This is a genomic window from Paenibacillus oryziterrae (genome assembly GCF_042610485.1).
In the GTDB taxonomy this organism is placed as follows: Bacteria; Bacillota; Bacilli; order Paenibacillales; family Paenibacillaceae; genus Paenibacillus_AQ.
This window is the reverse complement of sequence record NZ_JBGJZO010000005.1, coordinates 40,317-64,771: the sequence shown is the minus strand read 5'-3', so window position 1 is coordinate 64,771 and position 24,455 is coordinate 40,317. Positions and strand designations below refer to the sequence as shown.

Sequence of the window (24,455 nt, the reverse complement as noted above, 5' to 3'; positions counted from 1 at the left end):
TTATACCCCTCCCTGAACCAGCTCGTAGAACAGCTGTTCCAAAGACAGTCCATGCCGTCCGGCAGCGAAAGCCATTTCCTTCAGGGTGCCTTGGGCAATGACCTTGCCTTGATGCAGCACGATGAAACGATCACAGTAATTCTCAATGGTGGACAGAATATGAGAGCTAAGCAAGATCGATGCTCCATCCTTTTTCAGCTCCAGCATGAAATCCAGCAGGGAGCGAATGCCGAGCGGATCAAGCCCGAGGAAAGGCTCATCAATGACATAAAGTGCAGGCCGCGCGACAAATGCGCACATAATCATTACTTTTTGTTTCATCCCTTTGGATAAATGGGCTGACAGACTGTCCATTTTATCCTCCATATGAAACAGCGCAGCCAGATGATTGCTCCGGGATTCATAATCACTTCTGCTGACACCATAAGCCCGGGCCGTGAACTCTACATGCTCCCTGACGGTCATTTCTTCATACAGCAGAGGGGATTCCGGCACAAATGACAAAGCACTATGATAACGGCTGGAATCGGCTTCCCGCGTGCCCCCCTGCACTTTGATTTCACCCTTGTGTGGTGACATTAGTCCAAGAATATGCTTCATGGTCGTGCTTTTTCCGGCTCCGTTAAGACCGATCAGACCAACCATTTCTCCAGGCCGGACCTGCAGGGAAATATCATGCAGGACCGGCTTGTTCAGACTGTAACCTCCGCTAAGACCCGCAATTTGCAGTACGGGCGTTGGATTCATTGGCCTTCACCTCTTGGCGTTTTGTCCTTTAACCATTTCGGCGCTCCCTTATTCTTACGGTTCTTCTCCCGCTCCGACTTACTGCTCCGCGCGCTGATGCCAGGAGCATTACTGCCCCGCGCTGGCGCTTGCTTGGCTGCTGCACTACCTTCGGGATTTGATGCTTTAGGCTGGATCGCTGCGGCTCTACTCCCTGTATCCTGTGTAGGAGCGGCAGATGCAATACGCGCCTGAGGTTTGCCGCTGCGGGCAGTTCCTTCCCTGCGAACGCCTGTACCAGTCCCCCGGGAAGCTCCTTCTCCACCGCGATGGGATGATCGGGCTTCATCTGCAGGAAGTACTTTACCAGCGTACATCTCCCGTTCTGAAAGCTCGATGTCAAGCTCACGCGCGAATTTACGCATTATAAAGGTCTGCTGCTCCGTTACAATGGTAACGGACAATCCTTTGCGCCCCATCCGGCCGGTTCGCCCTGCCCGGTGCACATAGTGCTCGGAGTCGAAGGCAGGATCATAGCTGATTACCAGCGGCAAATTCTCAATATCAAGTCCTCTTGCCGCCACGTCGCTGGCAACAAGCACCCGGAATTTACTATCGCGGAACTTCGAAAGCACATGGCTCCGCGTTACCTTATCAGCATCCCCATACAAAGCTGCAGCCGTAAGGCCAAGGTATTCCAGCTTGCTTGTTACTTCGGCAATATCCTCGGTTGCATTAACGAACACAATGGCCCGTTGCGGATTATAATGGCGTATCACCTTACGCAGCATATCGATTTTATTCCGTTCCTCTGCCACCACATAATGATGCTCCAGTGTCCGGGAGGTCATCACCCCGGGATCAATCCCTACCTCGGCCGGGTTCTTCATCTCCCGCGTAGCCAATGCTTTGGTCTGCGGTCCGATCGTGGCCGACAGCATAACGAGCTGGCGTGTGCGCAGCGCACTAGCCACTACCTTCTCCACTTCCCCGGCACCGCTCAGTTGAAACATCTGGTCTGCCTCATCAATAACAATCGTGGTGACCTCATGCATTTTCAGCTTGCGCAAGCTGATCAGTTCCTTCACGCGTCCCGGCGTTCCAACAACCAGTTGCGGATGCTCGCGGAGCTTGTCGATCTGCCGCTTAATAGCCGCGCCGCCGATCAGCCCCAAGACGCCTATACCACGGTGTGCACCGTAACGTTCCGCTTCCCGGAGAATCTGCATAGCCAGCTCCTGTGTTGGCGCCAGAATCAGCTTCTGCACTGTCCGCTGGGAGGGATTAATCCCCTGAAGAAGAGGCAGCAGATAGGCCAGAGTTTTCCCTGTGCCTGTTTGTGAAGCGGCAATGACGTCTCTGCCCGCCAGCAGAAGAGGAATGGTCTGCTCCTGAACGGGTGAAGGCGCGTTAATCCCGAATTCCGACAATCTGGCAGCCAAATCTTCCTCGATGCCAATTGACGTAAAAGTAGTGCTCATATAAGAATTCATCCTTTTCGCTTAATAGAATATCTTTATTATATGCCAAAAAGGCCTCTCCACCAAATGGAAGGCCCGCTTAGGTCAACTGCAATTTATTTCTTATTCATTGCATTGTGTGTAAGCTTATCCGCTAAGCGAGGAAACAGCCCATACAGGCGTATACCCAGCGCTGCGAGCCCGGGAAGATCCATTTCTTCTTTTCCCGACTCTATCACTTTGACGATCTTGGCTGACACATGTTCAGGTGTCATCATCATCCTGGCCACGTTTCTTTCATAATTGCCTGTTGGGTCGGCAATTTTAAAGAACTCTGTGGCAATCGGCCCCGGATTCACTGCCGACACAATGATGCCGCTCTTGCGATATTCCTGGCGAAGCGCATTCGTGAAGCCAAGTACCGCATGCTTGGAAGCCGTATAGGCTACTGCGCGGCTGCTGCCGATTTTGCCTGCCATGGAAGCCACATTCACAATATGTCCGCTTCCACGTTTCAGCATACTTGGCAGAACAGCTTTAGTACATCGGACAATGCCCATATAATTGACATCCATCATATCGTCAAATTCTTCAATCGGCATTGCCGTGAAATCAGCAAACTTACCGTACCCCGCATTATTGAGCAGAATATCTATTCTTCCGTAAGTAAGGAGTATATCTGACATTGTCTTCTCGACTGCGGCCGTATCCCCAACATCACAGACATAAAGACCGTATTGTCCTTGAATTCCCGCAGCCGTTGCCTTAAGCTTGTCCTCTGAACGGGCCACAAGCACAGGAACCGCACCCCGCTGGCTAATCAACTGCGCTGTAAGCGCCCCGATACCGCTGGAAGCGCCGGTAATCACAACAATTTTGCCCTTTAAACCCTTGACACGCACGTTGTCAACTCCCAATGCTGAATTAAGAGACCATAACCTGGATATCAAGTTCTCCGATTCCGTCCATAAGCAGCGGAATGCTGAGCGCCTTGCGAGGTAAAAAGCTCATGCTTTCAGACTTCATAAGTTTAGGAGGTGTAATATCAACGGATACGCCTTGATTCGACAAAATCGTACTGGCATTGCCGCTGATCATGTTGCCCAGCTCCGATATGGCACTTTCGCCCATTTCATTCATTTCAGTCATGACATATCCACCCATCATAACCGATACCATACGCAGTGCAACCTGCTCTGCTATACCGAAGATTACATTCCCGCTCAATTGTCCAGTCATTCCTACTTGAATCCATATATGACTGTCGGACAGCTCAATTTCCTTTATTCCCAGATTGCCGGTTGACGGCGAAACCTGTATCACCTGTTCTATTACAATACGTGCTGATTCCAAAAACGGATTTATCACTTCAGCCTTCATGAAAGTGCTGTCCCCCCTTACCGGGCTTTAAGGCTATACCAAAAGTCCCAAGCAATATTGATTTATTATACTCCATATATCGGCACAATTCACCAAAAATGAATGGTTACGTCGAAGGATTTATTTAGGCTTTTTTCAAGTATGATTGCCGAGCCTGATGTAATCTCCTATAATTTAATATAAAGCACACATTGAGCGTAAGCTATTCCTAGTAACAGACGCGGCAAATCGCTTGGCCTTAAGGGAGGTAGTCCATGAATATCAGCCAATTGGAGACACTTATCACGATCTCCAAGACCATGAGTTTCCGTAAAGCAGGAGAGCTGCTGAACCTGACACAGCCTGCGGTTTCGGCCCAGATTAAAAGCCTGGAGGAAGAATTCAAAACCCAGCTCGTTGACCGGAACCAGCCAGTTACACTAACGGACAGAGGCCGGGTATTTCTGGAGCATGCGGAGCAAATCGTCAGTATTGTCGAGGAGCTTAAGCAGCGGCTGGCGGATCTGGAAGATACACCTCAGGGACATATCGTCCTCGGGACAACCACTTCCATCGCCATACAGATATTACCGCGTATTCTTTCGTACTTTCAGGATCAGTTTCCACATATCAAAACCTCTATCCAGTCCATGTCCTCTTCTCAAATTTATCATCATGTGGAGAATGGGCTCGTTGATGTCGGTATAGGGTACTTAATTGGTCTCAGTCCGGGAATGACCACATCGACACTGTATTATGACACTTTCGAACTCGTCGTATCCCCGCGCCACCCTCTGGCTCAATTACGGAGTGCAGGTGTGGAGGTCCTTGGCACAACCCCTCTGATTCTGCTTTCTCCGGATACCGTAGGCCGGAGATTTGCGGAGGATATTTTCTCTAAGCACGGAATCAAACCTCAGGTCATTATGGAATTGACGAGCAGTGAAGAAGTCAAACGGATGGTTGAGCTTGATCTGGGAGCTGCCATTGTTTCCAAACAATCTATTACGACCGAGGTCAGAATGGGTACACTAAAAGTCATTCCGATTTTGGAGCTCGAGGTTACACATCCCGTTGGTGTCATTACCAAATCCGGAAAATACGTCAATTCCGCCATGAGACAATTCCTCAGTGACCTGAAGGGCATGCCCGAAACACAGTTCATCGGCTCGGAATAGGTTCTCTTGCTGACTTGACTTGCTGAGGACCAAGATCAGCCCAAAGGAGATGTTCACCCATGAAGTTCGATCTGCATACCCACCATTTCCGCTGCGGCCATGCTGATGGAAATATTCGGGATTATATTGAAGCCGGAATAGCCGCCGGTCTTGAAGTAATCGGCATATCCGACCATACGCCCTATTTCGGAAGTCCGTCGGAGCAAGCTTTTCCCCACATTGCCATGGGCAAGTCGGAACTATCCAGTTATGTCAAAGAAGTATTGGCATTGAAAGCAGAATATGAGGGCGTCATTGATGTCCTTTTAGGCATTGAATCCGATTATTTCCCGGAGCACGCCAAGCTGTACCGCGATACGCTTGCGGCATATCCTTTTGATTATATTATCGGCTCGGTGCACAATACGGGAGGAGTAAGCATCTTCAACAAAGGCCGCTGGAAGGGGTTAAGCCCCAAGGCGCAGATTGCCACCAAAACCGAGTATTATCGCCTCATCAAGGAGTCTGCACGCAGCGGCATGTTCCAGATACTCGGTCATATTGATGCTATGAAAGGCAATTATCCGGCCTTTTCCGATATACAGGCCGAGGAGCCTCTCGAAGACTGCCTGCGTACAATCGCCGAATGCGGGGTAGCCATCGAAATCAATACATCCGGTAAAACCAAGCTGAGCGGGGGCTGGTATCCTTCCGATGCGATATTGGAGCGTGCATTACACTACGGAATTGAGGTAACCTTCGGTTCTGATGCGCATAAACCTTCCCGGGTCGGGGATGAGCGGGAGGCTGTCGCCGTCCGTTTGAAAGAAATCGGCTTCACGCACTGGGTCTACTTTAAGCAGAAAGACAAGATTACAGTTCCATTTTAAGCACTAAATGCAGAAAGATGCTTTCTCATAAACAGAGCAGGGATTCTCAACTTATTGGAGAGTCCCTGCTCTGTGTTTATGGTTACTGTGTCCGTGACTAAATGATTTCTCATTTCATGATATTTGGAAGGAATGTAGAATCGTTTCCCGCTTAACCAGCGGAGCAGACAGACTGAATGTGGAAAAGCGGTAGCGTTCGCCTTTGTGTCGGGATTATTACCGCTAAGGAGAATAAATAAAATTCGGACACAACAGCGATTGGAGCATCGGTCCGTTCGCGGAGCGTCTCACGAGCACTTACGTCTGTCCCACTCAAATATCAAAGGACTATCCTTTTCGGGAACAAAAAAAATGGACCCGAAAGTTCGGGTCCCAAGATGTTTATATTTTCAAAAGGGGGTCATGTACTTAGTTTAACCGGAGACTGTTAGAGTTTCATAACAGCATTATTTCAATTGTGTAACAATCGGAACACCATCGTAATTTCGTCTTTTTCAGTGATGACAGGTATGCTCCGCATGTACTGCATTCCGTTCTTCTGCATGACCTTCGCCGATCGCAAATTACTTCCCCTGCACCGGCCCTCCACCTCTGTAATCCCCAGCTCTTGATGTGCGTAATTAAGCATCAGCCCTACGGCTTCTGTAGCGAATCCCCTTCCCCACCAGGCTGGATCCAGCATATAGCCGAGAAGAGCAGAGCCTGTGCGGCGATTCCAGCACTGCAGGGAGATAATGCCAATCAGATCAGGAACTTCGCTGCAGTAGATTCCGGCATGCACCGCCCCCGGATCTTGAGCATTCACCATCCGGTGTACCAGCTTATCCTGAGCTGCACCGGAGAGTCTGTCTCCGCGCATGACAATATGAGGGGAGAGCTCCGGCTCGGCAAGCAGCGCCCGAAGTGTAGCGGCATGGTCAGGCAGTAGTGCTCTCAGCTCCACAGCCTGCCCTTTCTGCACTTGAAATGATACATTCTCGTAAGTGCTCATCTGTCCCCTTCCCCCTTAGGCACGCCGCAATGTGAGCATAACCAGCTCCGGCCGGCAGAACAGGCGGAAAGGCATATAGGTCTCTCCGAATCCCCTGTTCACATATACCGGCATTCCTTTAGCTTCCGTATAATACAATCCTGATATGTATTTCTCCGAACCGTATGGTGTGAACAACGCTCCTACCAGCGGCAGACGAATCTGTCCTCCATGGCTATGCCCTGATAACTGGAGATGAAAAGGGTATACCTCCGCTGTGAGAGCATAATCCGGCTCATGCATCAGCAGTAGGTTGAAGGTGTCTGCGGGGATATGTTGGATGGCTGTCTCGGGATCAGGTCTCCCCTGGAGCATATCCTCAAGTCCTGTGACTGCTATGACCGCTTGCCCCCGCCTGATTAGCACGAATTCATTTCGCAGAACACGAAAGCCGGAATCTTTGAGCAGCCCGGTTAACAACTCCGTATTTTTGTAATCATGGTTGCCCAGTATGGCGAATTTACCCAATGGAGCCTCAAGCCGTGACCAAAAGGGTACGGCATCGATCAGATCCTCCGCATAACTGTCGACCATATCCCCCGTAAAGCAGATCAAATCGGGTGCATCTGCCTGAATCCGGTCCACCAGGCCCGCGATATCCTTCGCATCCTTATTAAAACCCAGATGGGTATCACTGATATGCGCCACTTTCACGCCGTCAAATGCAGCAGGCAGCTCCTGTAGCGCCAGCTCCAGCCTGGTTGTCTCCAGCCGTCTCGGTTCCCATTGCCAGGCATAGCCGCCCGTCAGCAGACCGGCGCCAACAATGGCTGCAATCCCTTTTCCGAGAAACTGTCTGCGGGTGATTTTCGTCTTATGATTTCTTACTTTCTCTGATTCAGTCCTCGGGGATATCCCCGGTGTGGTTTCATGCATACAGGCGATTCCCCTTTCCTGCACTTGAATATCAGTTAGATTGATTCTGCGAACGTTCCTGCAGTCCTAATTCATCCGCCTTCTCACTGACTTCCTTATCCACTTCTTCTTCAATTTCTTCCTCCGTAGCGGGTCCTAGGATTTTGCGGAATACACTTAGCATGGATAAAGCATAGGCCACTGTAATGAAGCTGAAGCAAATCTGCAGCACTACCACCAGCCGGGAAGTGTTGTCCACCGGTGCGATATCTCCATAACCAACCGTCGTAAATGTAGCTACGCTGAAATAGAGGAACGTAATCAGCTGGCTGAGCAGATCGGCACCGATGCCATCTCCCTGAAAAGAGGTCTGCCCGAACAGCTTGTAAATGGATGTGTATACGACAGTGAAAAAGAGGATACAGGAAAACGCCGCGATACTAATCCGCAATAACGTCTGCTGCAGCTTGACTTCCCTTTTGTTCGATTCCTTGATCTCATTAAAAATAAAAAAGATATAAAATAAAACCGAGGCGAGGCAGAACAGCAGGATCAGGCTCCTCATTCCGCTATTCCCGGGAATAATGGAACCCAAATCCATGAGGCCCAGCAAATCCTCTGCGGATATCAGCACATAAACCAGAATAGGCGCCAGCAGTACACCTTTACCGATCCATTTCAGCTTGATCCGGGTGAACCAGTAGGCCAACAGCAAGAGCACCGATAGATTCAGCATCCATAACCACCAGGCCAAGGTTCATCCTCCTGTTCTAAGAAAAGCTATTATTAGTTTACACTTTCGGACCTGCCAATGTTATTTCGTACGCTTGGACAGGCGCTTCTTTGTAAGCCCGTGCAATCCCCTTGGCTCTTACTTCAGATCTGTGCACCCTGCGAACTTCAAGAAATACGGCGAACTCTTCGGTAAAAGGGAACGGATCAAGCACCAGCTTGTTCTCCCCATCCCACTCTGCCGTTATCACCTTTCCGTCTGTGAAGCCAAAATCCTCACTCCCTGAGAATCCATCCTTCCACCAGGGGTGCACCTTTGACTTAGGCGCTCCCGGCTCGTTCAGAGCGATGTACAGTGAAAGGTCATCACAGAACTGGAGAAGCCTGCTGTCGTAATACAGCTCACTGTCCCCGATGGGCTCCGATTGTTCCAAACCCCTGCGGATGCGGGCTCTTCGCTCTTCCTCGTGCTTAAGGTACTCCGTAAGCTCCGGAGACTCCTCACCCGACACCTCGATCAAACGTTCAAAATGCAGGCTGCACAGCAATGCGCCATACGGGGTGTCGACTTCAATTTCATCTAGGCCTCTTCTATAAAAGGTAAGCTTGGGTACGACCGGAAAATCAATGAAAGTATAAGGTGCATTGGCTTCATCATTCCAGAAGGGTGTCTCGTCGAGATCGATCCAGCCCCGGTCATGGTTGGCTATCGCCCGGAGCACTTCACTGCGTCTCGCCGGCTCCGGTACCTGCTGCGAGATAAACCGTTTAGCGAATTCACCTGCAAGCCTTCCATGCTCATGCTGCTTCACCATAATAAAAGCTTCGTCCTGCTCCCGGCATATCACAACCCATTCCTCCCAAAGTAAATTCCTGACAATAACATACTATGGAGATTATAGCATATCCGGCTTTCCAATTATAAAATGACCCGCTGGTAGGAGGGCTTCCGAAAAAGCCCCATCCTGCGGGTCATGCATTAGATGAGCCATATGATTAATATATAAACCGATTTGTGCCTTTTTACACGCCCAGCCACCGCTTGAACATATGTTTGGTGGTCTGCTTGTTGATTTCGGCAATAGAAGTCGTCAGCGGAATCCCTTTCGGGCAGGCCCGTACACAGTTCTGCGAGTTCCCGCATCCGTCAATACCGCCATCCAGCATCAGTGCCTCCAGACGTTCGTCAGCATTCATTTCCCCTGTTGGATGCGCATTGAAGAGCCGCACTTGGGAGATGGCTGCCGGACCGATGAAATCCGTCTTCTCATTCACATTCGGGCAAGCCTCCAGACATACACCGCAGGTCATGCATTTGGACAGCTCATAAGCCCACTGCCGTTTCTTCTCCGGCATTCTTGGACCCGGACCCAGATCGTATGTGCCATCAATGGGAATCCAGGCTTTAACTCTCTTGAGTGCGTTGAACATCCGGCTGCGGTCGATAACAAGATCACGTACCACCGGGAAGGTCTTCATCGGTTCAATACGTACAGGCTGTTCCAGATTATCGATCAGTGCGGCACAGGCCTGCCGGGGTTTGCCGTTAATGACCATAGAGCAGGCGCCACATACTTCCTCCAGGCAGTTGGAGTCCCAACAGACCGGGACAGTGGCATCGCCACCGGCATTTACCGGGTTGCGCTGGATTTCCATTAAAGCACTGATTACATTCATCCCCGGACGATAAGGGAGACTGAATTCCTCCACATAAGGCGAGCCTTGCGGATCGTCCTGGCGGGTAATGATAAATTTAACGTTTTTGGTAGCTGCCGCTGTTTCCGCCATATCTGTTACCTCCTAAAGTTTGGTCCGTACCGCATCCTTTTATCAATCCTTGGAGTAGTCGCGTACCCGGGGCGGGATCAGAGAAACATCAACCGGCTCATACGAAATCTGCGGTCCTTCCGCGCTCCAGGTAGCTTTCGTGGTCTTCAGGAATTCCTCGTCATTACGTTTCGGGAACTCAGGCTTGTAATGTGCACCGCGGCTTTCATTGCGAAGCAGTGCGCCAAGCGTCATCGCTTCTGCCAATTCAAGCATATTCCACAGCTGGCGGGTAAAGGCAACCCCCTGATTATTCCAGCGTGAAGTATCACTCATATTGATGTTGTGATAACGTTCCTTGAGCTCCTTGATCTTGCCGATGGTAGCTTCCAGCTTATCGTTATGGCGGACCACCGTCATATTGTTAGTCATCCATTCGCCTAGCTCCTTGTGGATCACATAGGCATTCTCCGTGCCGGACATCGCCAGCAGCGATTCATATTTATCATTCTGCTTCTTATGGAATCGGTCAAATACCGTGGAAGAGATATCCTGTACGGATTTCTTCAGCCCCTTGATATATTCGACAGCTTTAGGTCCCGCCATCATCCCGCCATAGATTGCCGAGACAAGGGAGTTGGCTCCCAGCCGGTTGGCTCCATGATATTGGTATTCACATTCCCCTGCCGCAAAGAGGCCGGGAATATTCGTCATTTGATTATAGTCAACCCATATGCCGCCCATGGAATAATGAACCGCCGGGAAGATTTTCATTGGTATTTTGCGGGGATCATCACCCATGAACTTCTCATAGATTTCAATAATCCCGCCCAACTTGACATCAAGCTCCTTCGGATCTTTATGGGAAAGATCCAGGTACACCATATTTTCTCCGTTAATGCCAAGGCCCTGATCCACGCAGACGTTGAAAATCTCGCGGGTCGCAATATCACGCGGTACCAGATTTCCGTAAGCCGGATATTTCTCCTCAAGGAAATACCATGGCTTGCCGTCCTTGTAGGTCCAGATACGTCCACCCTCACCTCTCGCTGACTCCGACATCAGCCGCAGCTTGTCGTCTCCCGGAATGGCTGTAGGATGAATCTGGATGAATTCACCGTTGGCATAGTGCACACCCTGCTGATATACAGCGCTTGCAGCTGTACCGGTGTTAATCACGGAGTTCGTTGTTTTACCAAAAATAATACCAGGACCGCCGCTGGCCATAATAACAGCGTCCGCAGGAAAGGACTGAATCTCCATTGTCTTCAGATTCTGGGCGCTGATGCCGCGGCATACACCCTCATCATCAATGATTACCGAGAGGAACTCCCAGTTCTCGCTTTTGGTTACGAAGCCTTCCGATTCCCACCGGCGGACCTGCTCGTCAAGCGCGTACAGCAGTTGCTGTCCGGTAGTCGCCCCAGCAAAAGCCGTCCGGTGGCGTTTCGTCCCGCCGAAGCGGCGGAAATCGAGCAGCCCTTCCGGTGTACGGTTGAACATGACGCCCATGCGGTCCATTAGGTGAATAATACCCGGAGCGGCTTCACACATGGCTTTGACGGGAGGCTGGTTCGCCAAAAAGTCGCCGCCATAGACCGTATCGTCAAAATGCTCCCAAGGTGAGTCTCCTTCACCCTTGGTGTTCACAGCTCCATTAATGCCGCCCTGCGCGCAGACCGAATGCGATCTTTTCACAGGGACGAGCGAGAATAAATGAACATGCGCGCCGGATTCTGCCGCCTTGATAGTAGCCATCAGGCCAGCCAGTCCGCCGCCCACAATAATAACATCGGAGGTTGCCATGGTAGTTCACTCCCATTTATCGAGATATCGGAACGTGTACGGAGGAGCAGTCACTGCCTTGAAAGACAGGGCTTCCATTCCCGCTTAAATAGATTGCTGCAGCGTTTGAGCAAGGGATGCTGCCGCCTGGAACTCATTGTCACGGAAGGTGACGAGCGAGATCAGGAACATAAACGTAACCAGCACGAACAGGCCAAGGCAGAGATAAGAGGATACTTTTTGCGAACGGGGTCCAACGGTAATTCCCCAGCTGATGAGGAAGGACCAAAGTCCGTTGGCGAAATGGAAACTCGCTGCCACGATACCGATGACATAAAAAGCAAGCAACAGCGGCTGAGTCACAATGTTATGCATTAAGCCGCCCAGTTCTTCATGTTCAACATTGCCCAGGGCCACCTGAAATCTGGTTTCAAACACATGCCAGACGATAAAAATAAACGTAATGATTCCCGTCACCCGCTGGAGTGTATAACGCCAGTTTCTTTCCAGGTTGTAACGGTTCAGGTTCGGCTTCGACTGGTAGGCAATGTATAGACCGTACACCCCATGGTACAACAGAGGAAGCCAGATTAAAAATAATTCCAAAAAGAAGACGAGCGGCAGGCTGTTAAGCCATAGCACACTGTCAGTGAAACCGGTAGCGCCCCCCTCTACCGCCGAGAAATTCGTCAGCATGTGCTCAAAGAAAAACCCTCCGAGCGGGAGTACGCCGAGCAAGGAATGAATCTTTCTGGAATAAAATCCTCTCATACTGTTGTGTCCCCTCTCCGATTAAAACAGCGTTTTCATTAAAATGCATACACCGCCGGGCCCCTGGTTGAAACAGGCTGATGTCAGCCGGATAATGTAGAAAAAATTCATTTTTCACCGCTATCCCTTGGTTTCCTGGTGTTTGCTGCATTATTCACAAAGTGTGAATATCTTGTGTCACTTTTCATGTTACTCTTTTTTCTCTTATAAGGGAATTGCAATCTAATTATAGATCGTTATAAAATAATTGCATAAGAATATTTTTTATCTGATAATAATTCTCATTTAACAAACTGTAGAAATCTTCCCTTATCTATTCTCCAATTAAATAATATCACCAACTCACCTGGACAATGCGTTTTGTCACTTGGGTTAGCTACATCATCGTGCTTCACATTTAGCTTTCAGGAGGAACCTGTATGTTTGACGATTTGGATATTTTTGCAGCGGTAGTGGAGCATTCCAGCCTTAACCGGGCATCCCGCCAGCTTAATCTGTCCCAGCCCGCCTTGTCACGCAAAATCTCCAAGCTGGAGGAACGGCTGGGCGTTCCCCTATTCAACCGGTTCGGCAAACGTCTGGAGCTGACTGAGGTCGGCAGACTGACTTATACCTATGCCTTGGAGCAAAGACAGCAGCGCTCCAGGTTTCTGGAGGCACTATCCAAATTCAAGGAAGGCGAACCTGTTCTTGTGACACTTGGGGCCAGTCTTACTACACTGCAGACCACATTGCCACCGATGATCAACGCCTACATGGAGAAGTATCCAGCAGCCGAGCTGAAGCTGATCACGGGGAAAACCCATGAGATTGTCTCCGCAGTGAGCGAAGGCAAATGCGATGTCGGGATTATCGCCTCTTCCATTCAGGAGCCGGGCCTCCGCTGCATTCCCTTGTTCGAGGATCAACTCCGTCTGGTTGTCTCGGATCATCATCCGCTAACTCTGATTCCGAAACTCACAATGGATCATCTGTCCCGGCTGCCAATGATCCTGTTCTCTAAAGGCACCTGGTACCGGAGGCTGACGGATGATCTGTTCCAGCGCAGCGGCGTTGATCCCGATGTGCGCATGGAGATCGATTCCTTCGAAGCGATTGTAAGGCTGCTGCCGACGATCAAAGCCGCTGCACTGCTGCCCAAATCCTACCTTCGTCCGGAACTGCTGGATGGTGGAGGCCTCGCTTCCCTGCACATCAAGGAGCTGGAGCAGACACAGCGGATGACCTGCCTCATTTACCGCGACAGCGGGGGACTGACCACGGCTGCTCGCAGTCTTGTGCAGGTGACTGAGGAGGTATTCCTGACCGGCCGGGGCGGCGGAATCGGGGACTAATTATTCCCCGGGATACAGAAAGCCCTCTTTCCCGTTGTAGGGGGAAGAGGGCTTCTCAGATGTAAACAATACAAACCGGTTATTACTGTTCCATAGCCTTTTGTTCAAATTGTTCGATGCTGTCATTGGAGCCGATGACCACCATCACATCACCTTCATTTAAGTGATCATGGGCTGTGGGAGCGACGATTATTCCGCTTTCCTTATTAACGGCGATGATGCTGCAACCGTATTTGGCGCGCGTGTTGAGCTCGGAGAGGCTTTTTCCATTCATGCAAGCAGGGACCGTCAGCTCAACGATCTTGTAATCCTTAGAGATTTCGATGTAATCCAGCAGATGAGGCGTTACAAGCTGGTGTGCCACGCGGACCCCCATATCCTTTTCAGGGAAAATAACCCGGTCCACGCCAAGCTTCGAAAGTGCCCGGCCATGGAGAATGGAGAGCGCTTTGGCAACCACCTGCTTCACCCCAAGCTCCTTGAGCAGAATCGCTGCCAGGATGCTGCGCTCCATATTATCACCAATCGCTACAATGCCGCAGTCAAAGTTCCGCACGCCCAGCGAACGCATAATCCCTTCATCCGTGGCATCTGCAAGAACGGCATGCGTCAGTTTGTCGCTCATCTCCTCCACACGCTCTTCAAGGTGGTCAATCCCGAGTACCTCATATCCCATTTCAATCAGCTCAAGCGCCAGGCTTGAACCAAACCGGCCCAGGCCGATGACAACAAACTGTTGTGTTTTCATAGCGGTTGACTCCTTATCCGATAATCATTTTACCTTCGGGGTATCTATAGAGTGGCTTACCCTGTTTCGGGCCCATTGCATAGGCAAGGGTCAGAATCCCAAGACGGCCGCAGAACATCGTCAGGGAGATTAGGATTTTACCAGTCAGCGAGAGCTCCGGCGTTATTCCCATACTTAACCCAACTGTAGCAAATGCCGAGGTGGTCTCAAATAAAATCGCCAGAAACTCCCGGTCCTCTGTGGTGGAGAGTACCATCGATACGGAGACGATCAGAAGAAGGGCAAGGAGTGTAATGGCCAAAGCTTTAAAGACCCGCTCCTGAGCAATCCGGTAACGGAAGAGCACAATATCTTCCCGCCCGCGGAGCATCATAATTACCGAGCTTATCATCAAGGTGAACGTCGTAGTCTTAATACCACCACCCGTAGATCCGGGAGATGCACCGATAAACATCAGGATCACGATGAAGAATTGCGATGCCTGACGCAGGCCGGCAATGTCAACCGTATTGGCTCCGGCCGTACGCGGAGTGACTGACTGGAAGAATGCTGCCCAGAGCTTACCGCCGAAATGGAGAGGACCCAGTGTCTTCATATTCGTATATTCGAATATCAATATAACGAGCGCACCAAGCAGGATTAAAGCCCCGGTCATGGAGAGCACGACCTTACTGTGCAGGGACAACCTCCGCTGCCGCGGGTATTCCATGACATCCGCCATCACGATAAAACCAATGCCCCCCAGAATAATCAGCAGCATAACTACGATATTTACAATGGGATCATTGACGTATCCGGTGAGACTCCGATAATGTCCGAACAGATCAAATCCGGCATTATTGAACATCGAGACAGCGTGAAAAATTCCGAAATAAATAGCCCGGCTGAGCGGCATATCAAAAACAAACCGGATGGACAGAATTACTGCCGCAGTGCCCTCTATGACCAGGGAATAGATCAACACCCGGCGGATCAGCCGCACGATGCCTTCCATAGATCCCTGATTCATCGCTTCCTGCAGAATAAGCCTGTCCCGCAAAGAAATTTTACGTTTCAAAACCAGCGCAAGCAGGGTAGCCATCGTCATGAAGCCAAGGCCCCCGACTTGAATGAGCAGCATTATGACCGTTTTTCCAAAAAGCGAAAAGTACGTCCCGGTATCTACTACAACGAGACCAGTCACACAGGTTGCTGAAGTTGCTGTAAAAAGCGCATTAATAAATGATGTTGAATGGCCGGCTGCACTCGACACTGGAAGCATTAGCAGCAAGGCTCCGAGTAAAATAGTAACCGCAAATCCTGTTACAAGAATTTGAGGCGGAGAAAACCGTAAGAACCGGAATTCAGAAATTTTGGGAAACTGAGAAGACATCTGTCTCACCTCTTCGAAGTAATCATTGTGGGTGCACTGCAATTTCATACAAATTATAAACGTATTAGTGGTACTACACAAAGAAAATAATTAATGTGATATCTAGAACAGTTTGTTGAAGGAACGGGGTAAATTAAATAGGCATAAGCTCGGCTTCCTCCACGTAAAAGGATAATACAACATTTTCTGTAATTCTTTCAGCTCACCCATTATAATGCAAGGAGGAGAAATACAACATTTCCCACTCATCCAAGGAGGCGTTCCATGAATCCCGTCGGCCAGCCCCTAAAGATGCCTGCCCTTACTAAAAGGGTTATCATCTCGGGCATTATCGGTCTTTTACTGTTTCTTACCTTTCAAGTAGCCCCCTCGATCCTTTCTGTCTCTTCTGAAGAGAATGTCGCAGCCATCAGCAAAGATGAGGCAGCAGCACAAGCAGCGGATTTCGCTGCGCGCCTTCTCGGTTATGTGGAGCATGCGGGAGACGAATGGGGTATAACGTACCAATCGGACTCCTCCTTCTATGGTTATATGTCCAGAGAAAAGCTGCTTGAGGATTACACAAAGAATAAACTGGACCAGCGTTTTCCCTTCGATGTATTTCATGTGGTACTTCATTCTTCTGAACCTGCGGCTCAGTCTATAACTGTAGACCTCAATATGTACACCGGTGAGCCCGTAGGCTTTACAAAGGGAGCGGAAGCCGAGTCAGGGCGAACGGTCACTGCCTTTAAATCTGCAGATTCCACTGATCAGGCTGGTCCCGCACCTACGCTGGAACAAAAAGAAAAACTCGCTGCCCCTTGGCTGAAGGAATGGGGCGTAAATCCTGTGAAGTTGCAGATTGAACCCGCGGATAGTGAATACAGCCTGGTCTATACCGACAACTCCATTAAGGTTGGAGAATCGCAGCTTCGTTATGTCTTCACTTTCGCCCGTGACGAAGTTTCTTCCTATAAAGCCGGATTTACGGCTCCGGCCTGGCATACTTCATATGTGGAAGACCAGACTTCACTTGCCCAGGTAATTACGTTTCTAGGTTACGGTCTTCCTTCCTTAGCCCTTGGCATCCTGGCTATTGTATACAGCGGCCTGCGCAGATCGCATACCTCCTTCAAACGCGGGATCTTTCTGAGTTCGGTCCACTTTCTGATCATGATGGCCAGCACCTATAATATGGTTCCGGAAGCTATTGGAACCAGTACAGAAAGCCGGGTTACCGCTGTAATTATGTTTTTCATCTATGTATTATACAGTTTGATGATGTCGGCACTACTTTATTTCTCCCTAGTCGGAGGCAATGGACTCTGGCGGCAAGAAGAAGGCCTCAATCCATGGCCGAGGGCGAAAGAACCGGGATATGGCAAATACATTCTCGACAGCATCCGGGTTGGTTATACTTGGGCCTTTGTACTACTCGGTGTGCAGACTATTATGTTCATCATCCTATCGTACACGCTGAACAACTGGTCCACCACAGACGCCACACAGTCTCCGTACAATATGAGATATGCCTGGCTGCTCCCGATCATGGCTTGGCTTGCCGGACTTTCCGAAGAAGCCATCTACCGGCTGTTCGGAATCCGGATGCTCAAGAAGATCGTCCGCAACACCTTTGCCGCATGCTTGATCACTACGCTGATCTGGGCCTTCGGCCATACGCTATATCCGATTTATCCCATCAGCTCCCGACCGATTGAACTGACGGTAATCGGACTGCTCTTCAGCTACATTTTCCTGCGTTACGGCTATATTGCCGCCATGTTCAGCCATGTCGTGTTTGATAGCATTCTAATGGGCGCGACGCTGATCTTTATGAAAGAGAGCGTAAATATTGGTGCCGGCATCGTAGCAATCGTGTTGCCTTTCCTAGTGGGTTACATTGTGTACCGGTTCAACCCGCCGCAGAAGACGAAGGATACGGAAGCTTCTAACTTGATAATCTAAACCTGAACAAATCAAAATGCCCGGAGCAAGCCGCGTTTGCGGTGCTCCGGGCATTTTGTTGATTTCTTCTACCTTAGGATATCGGCTCTTCATCCTTCAGGGCATCAAGAATCTGCCGGGCGAGCTTGTCACCGATAGACAGCGGACGGAAATCCTCGACACTGGCTTCCTTGATCTTCTTCAATGAGCCGAAATGCTTGAGCAGCAGCTTCCGCCGCTTCTCGCCTATACCAGGAATGGAATCCAGCTTGGAGGTAATCATCGACTTGCCCCGCTGTTCCCGGTGGAAGGTAATGGCGAACCGGTGCACCTCATCCTGTATCCGCTGCAACAGATAGAACTCCTGGCTGTCTCTGGCCAGATCAACCGGCTCTGCCGGATCTCCAACAAGAAGCTGCGCTGTCTTATGTTTGACATCCTTGACAAGGCCACAGACCGGTATGAACAGCCCCAGCTCATTCTCCAGAATATCAACAGCCGCAGAAATTTGGCCCTTACCGCCGTCAACTACGATGAGATCGGGCATAGGCAGATCTTCCTTCAGAACCCGCTCATAGCGGCGGCGGATGACCTCACGCATCGTCTCATAATCATCAGGTCCCTTGACTGTACGGACCTTATATTTACGGTATTCCTTTCTGGCAGGCTTACCGTCGATAAACACTACCATGGCGGATACCGGATTGGTCCCCTGAATGTTGGAGTTATCAAACGCTTCGATCCGGCTTAATCGCTCCAGACCTAAGCTTTCCCCGAGTCCTAGAGCCGCTCCAGAGGTGCGCTCCTCATCCCGCTCAATAAGACGGAATTTCTCATCCAGCGCAACCCGCCCGTTCTCACAAGCCATGCCCACCATCTGTTTCTTCAGCCCGCGCTGCGGTACAAGCACCTTCACCCCCAGCCACTCCTGCAGAGCAGCCGCCCCGCCGATGGCATCCACAACCCCAGCATTGGCGGCCGCTTCAGCTGCAGAAACACGGTTCTCCATTTCTTCCGGCGTCTCAGCGAGCTCACCTACGGGATCTTGCAGCACATCAGCTGCACCCGAAAGCTCACGCTCGGGCAGGGACAAATGAGCAGCAGCCAGCTGCAATTCATCAGGATCCACAGTTTGGCTATCATCAGCACCTGCCTGTTCAGCAGTAGCGAGTACTGCTCCCTCTGACGATGAAAGCTTTGATTTCCCGTCTTCGCCTATTTCGTCAGGTAGCAGAATCTCCTGCGGAGGTGCCGGATTATCACTATAATATTGGGTAACATAGGACATGAAATCACTGTACGCATCGCCATAGAACGGAAAAACTGAGGAGTGACGCTGAATCATTTTCCCCTGACGCATGTACAGAATCTGCACGCACATCCAGCCTTTGTCCACGGCGTAACCAAACACATCACGGTCCTTGGTGTCCGGCGTATTAATCTTCTGCTTCTCCATCAAAGCATCAATATGGATAATTTGGTCACGGAGTTCTTTCGCACGCTCAAAATAGAGTTCTTCGGCGGCCTCCTGCATCTTCTTCTGCAGGTCTTTCTTGACCGCCTCGTGTCCTCCCCCAAGAAATGAAGATATGCTCTGAATAATCTGTTCGTAGGCTGACTTCGGCACCTCTTTCTCACAAGGCGCAAGACATTGGCCCATATGATAATACAGGCAGACCTCCTTCGGCATCACGCCGCATTTCCGCAGAGGGTACATCCGGTCGAGCAGCTTTTTGGTCTGATGGGCCGCATAGCCGTTCGGATACGGTCCAAAATATTTCGCTTTATCTTTAATCACACGGCGCGTAACTTCAAGGCGCGGATGTGCTTCATTCGTTATTTTTAAATACGGAAAGGTCTTGTCATCCTTAAGCTGGACGTTATACCGTGGCATATGCAGCTTGATCAGGTTGCACTCCAGGATGAGCGCTTCCATATTGCTGGCGGTAACGATATACTCGAAATCGCGAATGTCGGCGACAAGACGTTGAGTTTTGCCATTATGACTGCCGATAAAATAAGAGCGGACCCGGTTCTTCAGAACCTTTGCTTTACCCACATAAATGATGGTGCCTTCTTGATTCTTCATCAGATAACATCCGGGCAAATCCGGTAATAACGCCAACTTATTGCGGATGTTCACCATATAGTCCAATACATTCCCCTCCTACATAAACGGTCCCGACTTCATTCCCGGGCGGGAAGATAGCGCACAAAGCGCCTCCGGCAAGTACCGAAGGCGCTAGGCTGCGGGGCCAAAGGACCCAAGGCAGTGCGTACACGCTATTATTGATGTTTGGCAACGATATTCTTAAGCGATTCCTTGGAGTTCAAGCCTACTACTTTATCTACAGGCTGACCGTCTTTGAAGAAAATAAGTGTAGGAATGCTCATTACGCCGAAACGGGAAGCCGTTTCCGGATTCTCATCCACGTTGAGTTTCGCAATCTTTACACTGTCTCCAAGCTCGGTGGAAAGTTCCTCAAGGATCGGAGCAAGCATTTTACAAGGGCCGCACCAAGGAGCCCAGAAGTCAACAACAACAGTACCCTCACCAGCAACATCATTGTTGAAGGATTGGTCAGACACATTCACAATAGCCATGATAGTGTTCCTCCTTAAGTTTTTCGAAGATGCATCAACTCTTCAGGCAGAGGCCTGACACGATATCAGCTTCGTTATTGTAGGGTATAAAATGTTTCATGTAATATGATAACCAAATTACCATTTACCGACACGCCATAAGTATAACATATTTTAAACGTATTTGTGAAATATATTATGCAATTATATTGTACACCAACTAAAATTCCGGATCTAAAACACACACCTCGCCAACGTTACTTGAACCCTGCAGCAGGTTTCTCTAATCATCCGTATCTTTACAATACCAGTATAGGTCCGGTATAATCAAGGAAAGCGCATTAATTGTCAATGACTTATTTCATAATACTGATATCCATTTTAGATTGCGGGCTACGGAACCCGCGAGGGAGGCAGAAGTGATGGAGGTTAACGCGCGTACCAGCGATCCACGGGAGCATATCAATGAAGAACCCCGTAATGACTTAGGCGATCTCATGAACGGATTCTTTGGAATGACGACATTTATGGCGGTTGTGTTTTTTGGAATGGTCATTATCAAGTTTGTTTTTTTGGATTAGCACCCGCTCCAGAAGGTCCACTGTTATCGACACAGAGAGTATCTCAGGCCAGAATGCACTGGCTGCCGGGATGCTCTCTTTTTACATGAGAATGAATGTCTGGACAGACACATAGAACGGCCGCCTTGAGTGCATGAATTAGCATATTCGCACGATATCGGACGAATGTACCTGCTCCCGGGGCGGCCGTCAAATTTAACGGTTTGATTAGTCTTAAATTGTCTTTCAAATAGAATCAGTCTTGCATTCTCATCAATCAGCGGAATAAATAGATGGAAAAAGCCAAATTTAACTATATATTTCCAACAACTATCTGTTCCCGCGCTGGTTCTCCCCGTGCAGAGGCATGACATCAACGAAAGGAGCAATTCGGTCCATCAGCCGCTGGCCTTTATATATTTCCTCGCCATCCTTGCTGGTGAAGCTCAAATGTTTCTCCAGCCCATCCAACGGATAATTGGAGGTATAGAAGGTAGGCTTGCGGTTCATACGGTAGTTTAAGATCGCACCCAGTACGTGGTCACGCGCCCAGGGATTGAGATTCTCGGCGCCGATATCGTCAAAGATCAGCACATCGCAGTTCTTCATTGCGTCTACGGTCTCCTTCAGCTTCTGACCGTCCATCATAATCGATTTCAGATCTTCAACGAAATCAGGCATATATACAATGACACCGCTATGGCCTGCCACTGCGAGCTCATGCAGCAGATAACACATTAAGAAAGTCTTGCCGGTTCCGAAGGAGCCGTACATATATAATCCACGGGAAGGAAGCCCGCTTGTTTTAACATTCTCAATATATCGGAACAGCTGATTGACTGCCGGTGCACGGCGCGGGTCTTTACCCATAATATCAATCTCGTCGTACCCTTCATTAAGCACCCGCTCATCCACATAAAAGCTGCGGATCCGCTTGCGGATCGCATCCTGCTTATCCTGGGCTACTTTCAGTGCACAAGCCGTCTTCCGTTCATACAGCTCGGGGGTACCGCTTACGCTCTCCACGGTCAGCTTACTGTAGTGTCCCTGGAAATCGTTCGGACAGTTCGCTAGTCCCGGGCAGTTGCTGCAATGGCGGTTATCTTCTACATATTGATACAATCGGCTGAGGTGAAGACGCAGCCGTGAATCATCCAGTTCCGGGTGCTCAGCAATAAGCTGCTTCACTAATGGATGATTTAGCAGTGTCTGCTCCAAATCCCGCGAACGCTGGCGTAAGGCGGGATTGTTCATGGTACGCAGTACCTCACTCATGGACTCCATCATTCCACCTCCATTCTACGTGGCATCATTAACGCCTTTTTTCTTATTCGCTTTAATTTCTGCCGCTTTCTTCATCATCGCAGCAAATTCTTCATCAGATACGGTTCCGGCTTGTCCATCATCGAGAGCAATCTGGATCTCAGGCTTACCGGAACGCCCTCCACTTTTACTATTATATGAACGTGTGCGGGTTCCCGTTGTTCCCGAAGTTCCCGCTGACCCGGTTGTCCCCTTGCCCTTCACTTTGGACTGGTCCCGGATATAGCGCACCGCTTTCTCATACGTATTCACTTGCTTAACCAGCATATTTGAAGCAATCGCTTCAACGAAATTCCGGTTCATGCGCTGATCGCCTTCCGAAGCTACCATGGTCATGAGGTAGTGGATCAGCACATTGATAACCTCACCGCTTAGTTTGTAGTTGAGATCTATCTTCTCGAACATATCCATCAGTTGCCCAGGCACTGCTCCCGGGAAAAAGGTCTGTAGCAGACGGGTATAAGGTTCATTGCGCAGCATCATATTATACTGATGGATATCACATTTGGACAGAAATTGCGGAGGAACCTCCACATAATACTCCATCTCGACAGACTGCTCCGGGGAGACCATAGGCTCGTCCGCTTCACCGATCAATCCTGACCGGATCGAGACCACCTTAGCTGCGGCAATCTCCCGTTTCTCCTGGCGCTTCATATCCTGGCGGAAATGCTGACTGGCCTTTTGCTGCAGGACGTCCAGCAGAACCTCACCCTCTGGTGAGAACACTCCATCCTCATCCAGCAGCCGCGAGAGATCCTGTGCGCTCAAATTATATTTACGGGCAACATAATTAATAAGGCCCAGTTGATTATGGTCGAAACGCAGCTTCTCTACATGGCTCCGGTTAGCTGACTCCCGCGGGAAGCGCAGAATGATGTCGCTGTAACCGATGGCAGGCTCCGCAGACTCTTGCCCAGCGGGCTGGCGGATGGTGGCTACCTCAGCCAATGCTTGCTCCAGCTCATAATCTATAACATGCGTATTAAGCTGAAAAATATCATAGAATGGCAAAGATATATTTTCCTTGCCAATGGATCTGCTGCTCCATTCCTCCGGCTCCCGACTCCAGAACTGCTCGCGCAGGGACAGAACGGCGAACTTGCCAATCTTGTCGCGCAGCAGCAGAGTCAAATGCTGGGTCGCAAAAAACTCAGACGGCGAAAGCGGCGGCATCAGCTCGTATTCGTACATATAGTCATCAGTTTCCGGCACATAAATGCGGCTGGTCTGCAGAAGACCCACCGCTTCCAGCCGGGAAGCCTGGTCAATGATATACTTGCGGCCTTTCTCGTTCGGCTCAACACCCAAGGTCATAAACAGGCGGCGCTGCTGCTCCACACCGGAGTAGCCAATGCTTTCTGCCGGGATATGTTCGAACAGCAGACGGTATAGACTGATGGCGAAGGCTCCCACCATCGGCTGATACACAGATCCGAGCATGCGTCCATCCAGAGCACTAAGACCGAATTCGCGGGAAACGCAGTACCTGTGATGTTCGGTAAAATGATGTAAATGACTCATGTGCATCTGCGGATACCTCCCTAGTTCTCTATGAATTCATATAGATTTCTATTCTATCATAAAACGACAACCTGCAAATGTGGAAATAAGCCCAATTTCGACGTTTTAATCCAGCGCGCAGAAAAAAACGGCCCCTACTTGGAGAGCCGCCCATCTTCATGAATATTTATTTAAAACATTTTATATCCGCCGATCCGCAGCTTATGGATGGTCCAGCCGCTGAGGACGGCACCTCCAAGCCCGAATACCCCCGTAATATAATCAACAAGACGGAACGAAGCCAAATGCTCCCAAAGGGTCATTGCATTACGGTCCCAAATGGAATACACCACAACCGGCAGAATGACCAGAACGAATAAATAAGCGGGAAACCAGGTTGTCTTCATTAGCATATTAAGAATAAAACCAATGCCGAACATCATGACAAAGAATAAAACAGCCAGTACAAATACAGGAATGAACCCCATCTACCGACTTCCCCCTCTCACCGGTCACATCTGCACATTTCAAGATTACGTAGTAAGTTTACTAGAAAAATTATATCGAAGCAATG

General features: G+C 49.8%; 23 protein-coding genes. 5 read left to right on the top strand and 18 right to left on the bottom strand.

All coding sequences use genetic code 11. The features are described 5' to 3' along the window. From ACAN55_RS07975 to ACAN55_RS07960, 4 genes are all read right to left on the bottom strand, one after another. Window positions 1–747 (bottom strand): ABC transporter ATP-binding protein, encoded by a 747-nt coding sequence (locus ACAN55_RS07975; RefSeq protein WP_379130537.1) that lies wholly within the window; start codon window positions 745–747, stop codon window positions 1–3. Next, window positions 744–2,207 (bottom strand): DEAD/DEAH box helicase, encoded by a 1,464-nt coding sequence (locus ACAN55_RS07970; protein WP_379130534.1) that lies wholly within the window; start codon window positions 2,205–2,207, stop codon window positions 744–746. Before ACAN55_RS07970 ends, ACAN55_RS07975 begins: the two co-directional genes overlap by 4 nt. Before the next feature lie 95 nt (window positions 2,208–2,302). Further along, a complete protein-coding gene (locus ACAN55_RS07965; RefSeq protein WP_379130532.1) occupies window positions 2,303–3,088 on the bottom strand; it encodes an SDR family NAD(P)-dependent oxidoreductase in 786 nt (261 codons plus the stop codon). Between the two features lie 22 nt (window positions 3,089–3,110). After that, window positions 3,111–3,566, bottom strand: coding sequence for a chemotaxis protein CheX (locus ACAN55_RS07960; RefSeq protein ID WP_379130529.1), 456 nt, complete (start codon window positions 3,564–3,566; stop codon window positions 3,111–3,113). Between the two features lie 254 nt (window positions 3,567–3,820). Between ACAN55_RS07960 and ACAN55_RS07955 the strand changes: the two genes are divergently transcribed. Beyond that, a complete protein-coding gene (locus tag ACAN55_RS07955; RefSeq protein ID WP_379130527.1) occupies window positions 3,821–4,723 on the top strand; it encodes a LysR family transcriptional regulator in 903 nt (300 codons plus the stop codon). Between the two features lie 59 nt (window positions 4,724–4,782). Beyond that, entirely contained in the window at window positions 4,783–5,592 is an 810-nt protein-coding gene (locus ACAN55_RS07950) for a histidinol-phosphatase (protein ID WP_379130525.1), read from the top strand. 451 nt (window positions 5,593–6,043) lie between these two features. Here the strand turns inward: ACAN55_RS07950 and ACAN55_RS07945 are convergent, their stop codons facing one another. The 7 genes from ACAN55_RS07945 to ACAN55_RS07915 all read right to left on the bottom strand — a co-directional run bounded on the left by ACAN55_RS07945 (window position 6,044) and on the right by ACAN55_RS07915 (window position 12,532). Next, window positions 6,044–6,583, bottom strand: a complete 540-nt coding sequence (locus ACAN55_RS07945) for a GNAT family N-acetyltransferase (RefSeq protein ID WP_379130522.1) — start codon at window positions 6,581–6,583, stop codon at window positions 6,044–6,046. 15 nt (window positions 6,584–6,598) lie between these two features. Then, window positions 6,599–7,498: a metallophosphoesterase gene (locus ACAN55_RS07940; protein WP_379130519.1), complete on the bottom strand. Its 900-nt coding sequence runs from the start codon at window positions 7,496–7,498 to the stop codon at window positions 6,599–6,601. A gap of 31 nt (window positions 7,499–7,529) precedes the next feature. Then, window positions 7,530–8,231, bottom strand: a complete 702-nt coding sequence (locus tag ACAN55_RS07935; RefSeq protein ID WP_379130516.1) for an ion channel — start codon at window positions 8,229–8,231, stop codon at window positions 7,530–7,532. Window positions 8,232–8,268: 37 nt separating this feature from the next. Continuing rightward, window positions 8,269–9,057, bottom strand: coding sequence for a DUF3891 family protein (locus ACAN55_RS07930; RefSeq protein ID WP_379130513.1), 789 nt, complete (start codon window positions 9,055–9,057; stop codon window positions 8,269–8,271). Window positions 9,058–9,232: 175 nt separating this feature from the next. Next, on the bottom strand, window positions 9,233–9,997 hold the full coding sequence (gene sdhB / locus ACAN55_RS07925; RefSeq protein ID WP_379130510.1) for a succinate dehydrogenase iron-sulfur subunit: 765 nt from the start codon (window positions 9,995–9,997) through the stop codon (window positions 9,233–9,235). 42 nt (window positions 9,998–10,039) lie between these two features. Continuing rightward, on the bottom strand, window positions 10,040–11,782 hold the full coding sequence (sdhA, locus tag ACAN55_RS07920) for a succinate dehydrogenase flavoprotein subunit (protein ID WP_379130507.1): 1,743 nt from the start codon (window positions 11,780–11,782) through the stop codon (window positions 10,040–10,042). 84 nt (window positions 11,783–11,866) lie between these two features. Next, complete coding sequence (locus ACAN55_RS07915) at window positions 11,867–12,532, bottom strand: succinate dehydrogenase cytochrome b558 subunit (RefSeq protein WP_379130504.1); 666 nt, start codon at window positions 12,530–12,532, stop codon at window positions 11,867–11,869. A 419-nt stretch (window positions 12,533–12,951) separates the two neighbouring features. On the opposite strand from ACAN55_RS07915, the gene ACAN55_RS07910 reads away from it, so the two are divergent. Then, window positions 12,952–13,866, top strand: coding sequence for a LysR family transcriptional regulator (locus ACAN55_RS07910; RefSeq protein ID WP_379130502.1), 915 nt, complete (start codon window positions 12,952–12,954; stop codon window positions 13,864–13,866). Between the two features lie 82 nt (window positions 13,867–13,948). Here ACAN55_RS07910 and ACAN55_RS07905 read toward each other — a convergent pair whose 3' ends face one another. Both ACAN55_RS07905 and ACAN55_RS07900 read right to left on the bottom strand, forming a co-directional pair. Further along, window positions 13,949–14,614: a potassium channel family protein gene (locus ACAN55_RS07905; protein WP_379130500.1), complete on the bottom strand. Its 666-nt coding sequence runs from the start codon at window positions 14,612–14,614 to the stop codon at window positions 13,949–13,951. A 13-nt stretch (window positions 14,615–14,627) separates the two neighbouring features. Continuing rightward, the gene (locus ACAN55_RS07900) at window positions 14,628–15,986 is read right to left on the bottom strand and encodes a TrkH family potassium uptake protein (RefSeq protein ID WP_379130498.1); all 1,359 of its coding nucleotides are present in this window, start codon (window positions 15,984–15,986) and stop codon (window positions 14,628–14,630) included. A 264-nt stretch (window positions 15,987–16,250) separates the two neighbouring features. On the opposite strand from ACAN55_RS07900, the gene ACAN55_RS07895 reads away from it, so the two are divergent. Beyond that, window positions 16,251–17,933, top strand: a complete 1,683-nt coding sequence (locus tag ACAN55_RS07895; RefSeq protein WP_379130495.1) for a CPBP family intramembrane glutamic endopeptidase — start codon at window positions 16,251–16,253, stop codon at window positions 17,931–17,933. Window positions 17,934–18,006: 73 nt separating this feature from the next. Here ACAN55_RS07895 and uvrC read toward each other — a convergent pair whose 3' ends face one another. Both uvrC and trxA read right to left on the bottom strand, forming a co-directional pair. Beyond that, complete coding sequence (gene uvrC, locus ACAN55_RS07890; RefSeq protein ID WP_379130900.1) at window positions 18,007–20,058, bottom strand: excinuclease ABC subunit UvrC; 2,052 nt, start codon at window positions 20,056–20,058, stop codon at window positions 18,007–18,009. A gap of 140 nt (window positions 20,059–20,198) precedes the next feature. Beyond that, entirely contained in the window at window positions 20,199–20,516 is a 318-nt protein-coding gene (gene trxA, locus ACAN55_RS07885; RefSeq protein WP_379130492.1) for a thioredoxin, read from the bottom strand. Window positions 20,517–20,917: 401 nt separating this feature from the next. Here trxA and ACAN55_RS07880 point away from each other — a divergent pair, with 401 nt between their 5' ends. Continuing rightward, window positions 20,918–21,076 (top strand): YqzM family protein, encoded by a 159-nt coding sequence (locus ACAN55_RS07880; protein WP_379130490.1) that lies wholly within the window; start codon window positions 20,918–20,920, stop codon window positions 21,074–21,076. A gap of 309 nt (window positions 21,077–21,385) precedes the next feature. Here ACAN55_RS07880 and dnaI read toward each other — a convergent pair whose 3' ends face one another. From dnaI to ACAN55_RS07865, 3 genes are all read right to left on the bottom strand, one after another. After that, window positions 21,386–22,339 (bottom strand): primosomal protein DnaI, encoded by a 954-nt coding sequence (gene dnaI / locus ACAN55_RS07875; protein WP_379130487.1) that lies wholly within the window; start codon window positions 22,337–22,339, stop codon window positions 21,386–21,388. A gap of 15 nt (window positions 22,340–22,354) precedes the next feature. Then, the gene (locus ACAN55_RS07870) at window positions 22,355–23,908 is read right to left on the bottom strand and encodes a replication initiation and membrane attachment family protein (RefSeq protein ID WP_379130485.1); all 1,554 of its coding nucleotides are present in this window, start codon (window positions 23,906–23,908) and stop codon (window positions 22,355–22,357) included. A 164-nt stretch (window positions 23,909–24,072) separates the two neighbouring features. Further along, window positions 24,073–24,369, bottom strand: a complete 297-nt coding sequence (locus ACAN55_RS07865) for a YuiB family protein (RefSeq protein ID WP_379130483.1) — start codon at window positions 24,367–24,369, stop codon at window positions 24,073–24,075. Window positions 24,370–24,455 lie beyond the last annotated feature (86 nt).

Excerpts from the sequence above, each read along its gene's own strand:
- trxA (WP_379130492.1), bottom strand. The coding sequence starts at position 20,516 with ATGGCTATTGTGAATGTGTCTGACCAATCCTTCAACAATGATGTTGCT.
- sdhA (WP_379130507.1), bottom strand. The coding sequence starts at position 11,782 with ATGGCAACCTCCGATGTTATTATTGTGGGCGGCGGACTGGCTGGCCTG.
- ACAN55_RS07865 (WP_379130483.1), bottom strand. The coding sequence starts at position 24,369 with ATGGGGTTCATTCCTGTATTTGTACTGGCTGTTTTATTCTTTGTCATG.
- ACAN55_RS07900 (WP_379130498.1), bottom strand. The coding sequence starts at position 15,986 with ATGTCTTCTCAGTTTCCCAAAATTTCTGAATTCCGGTTCTTACGGTTT.
- ACAN55_RS07970 (WP_379130534.1), bottom strand. The coding sequence starts at position 2,207 with ATGAGCACTACTTTTACGTCAATTGGCATCGAGGAAGATTTGGCTGCC.
- ACAN55_RS07910 (WP_379130502.1), top strand. The coding sequence starts at position 12,952 with ATGTTTGACGATTTGGATATTTTTGCAGCGGTAGTGGAGCATTCCAGC.
- ACAN55_RS07950 (WP_379130525.1), top strand. The coding sequence starts at position 4,783 with ATGAAGTTCGATCTGCATACCCACCATTTCCGCTGCGGCCATGCTGAT.
- ACAN55_RS07870 (WP_379130485.1), bottom strand. The coding sequence starts at position 23,908 with ATGCACATGAGTCATTTACATCATTTTACCGAACATCACAGGTACTGC.
- ACAN55_RS07895 (WP_379130495.1), top strand. The coding sequence starts at position 16,251 with ATGAATCCCGTCGGCCAGCCCCTAAAGATGCCTGCCCTTACTAAAAGG.
- ACAN55_RS07945 (WP_379130522.1), bottom strand. The coding sequence starts at position 6,583 with ATGAGCACTTACGAGAATGTATCATTTCAAGTGCAGAAAGGGCAGGCT.
- ACAN55_RS07955 (WP_379130527.1), top strand. The coding sequence starts at position 3,821 with ATGAATATCAGCCAATTGGAGACACTTATCACGATCTCCAAGACCATG.
- ACAN55_RS07905 (WP_379130500.1), bottom strand. The coding sequence starts at position 14,614 with ATGAAAACACAACAGTTTGTTGTCATCGGCCTGGGCCGGTTTGGTTCA.
- ACAN55_RS07915 (WP_379130504.1), bottom strand. The coding sequence starts at position 12,532 with ATGAGAGGATTTTATTCCAGAAAGATTCATTCCTTGCTCGGCGTACTC.
- ACAN55_RS07960 (WP_379130529.1), bottom strand. The coding sequence starts at position 3,566 with ATGAAGGCTGAAGTGATAAATCCGTTTTTGGAATCAGCACGTATTGTA.
- sdhB (WP_379130510.1), bottom strand. The coding sequence starts at position 9,997 with ATGGCGGAAACAGCGGCAGCTACCAAAAACGTTAAATTTATCATTACC.
- uvrC (WP_379130900.1), bottom strand. The coding sequence starts at position 20,058 with ATGGTGAACATCCGCAATAAGTTGGCGTTATTACCGGATTTGCCCGGA.
- dnaI (WP_379130487.1), bottom strand. The coding sequence starts at position 22,339 with ATGGAGTCCATGAGTGAGGTACTGCGTACCATGAACAATCCCGCCTTA.
- ACAN55_RS07975 (WP_379130537.1), bottom strand. The coding sequence starts at position 747 with ATGAATCCAACGCCCGTACTGCAAATTGCGGGTCTTAGCGGAGGTTAC.
- ACAN55_RS07940 (WP_379130519.1), bottom strand. The coding sequence starts at position 7,498 with ATGCATGAAACCACACCGGGGATATCCCCGAGGACTGAATCAGAGAAA.
- ACAN55_RS07880 (WP_379130490.1), top strand. The coding sequence starts at position 20,918 with ATGGAGGTTAACGCGCGTACCAGCGATCCACGGGAGCATATCAATGAA.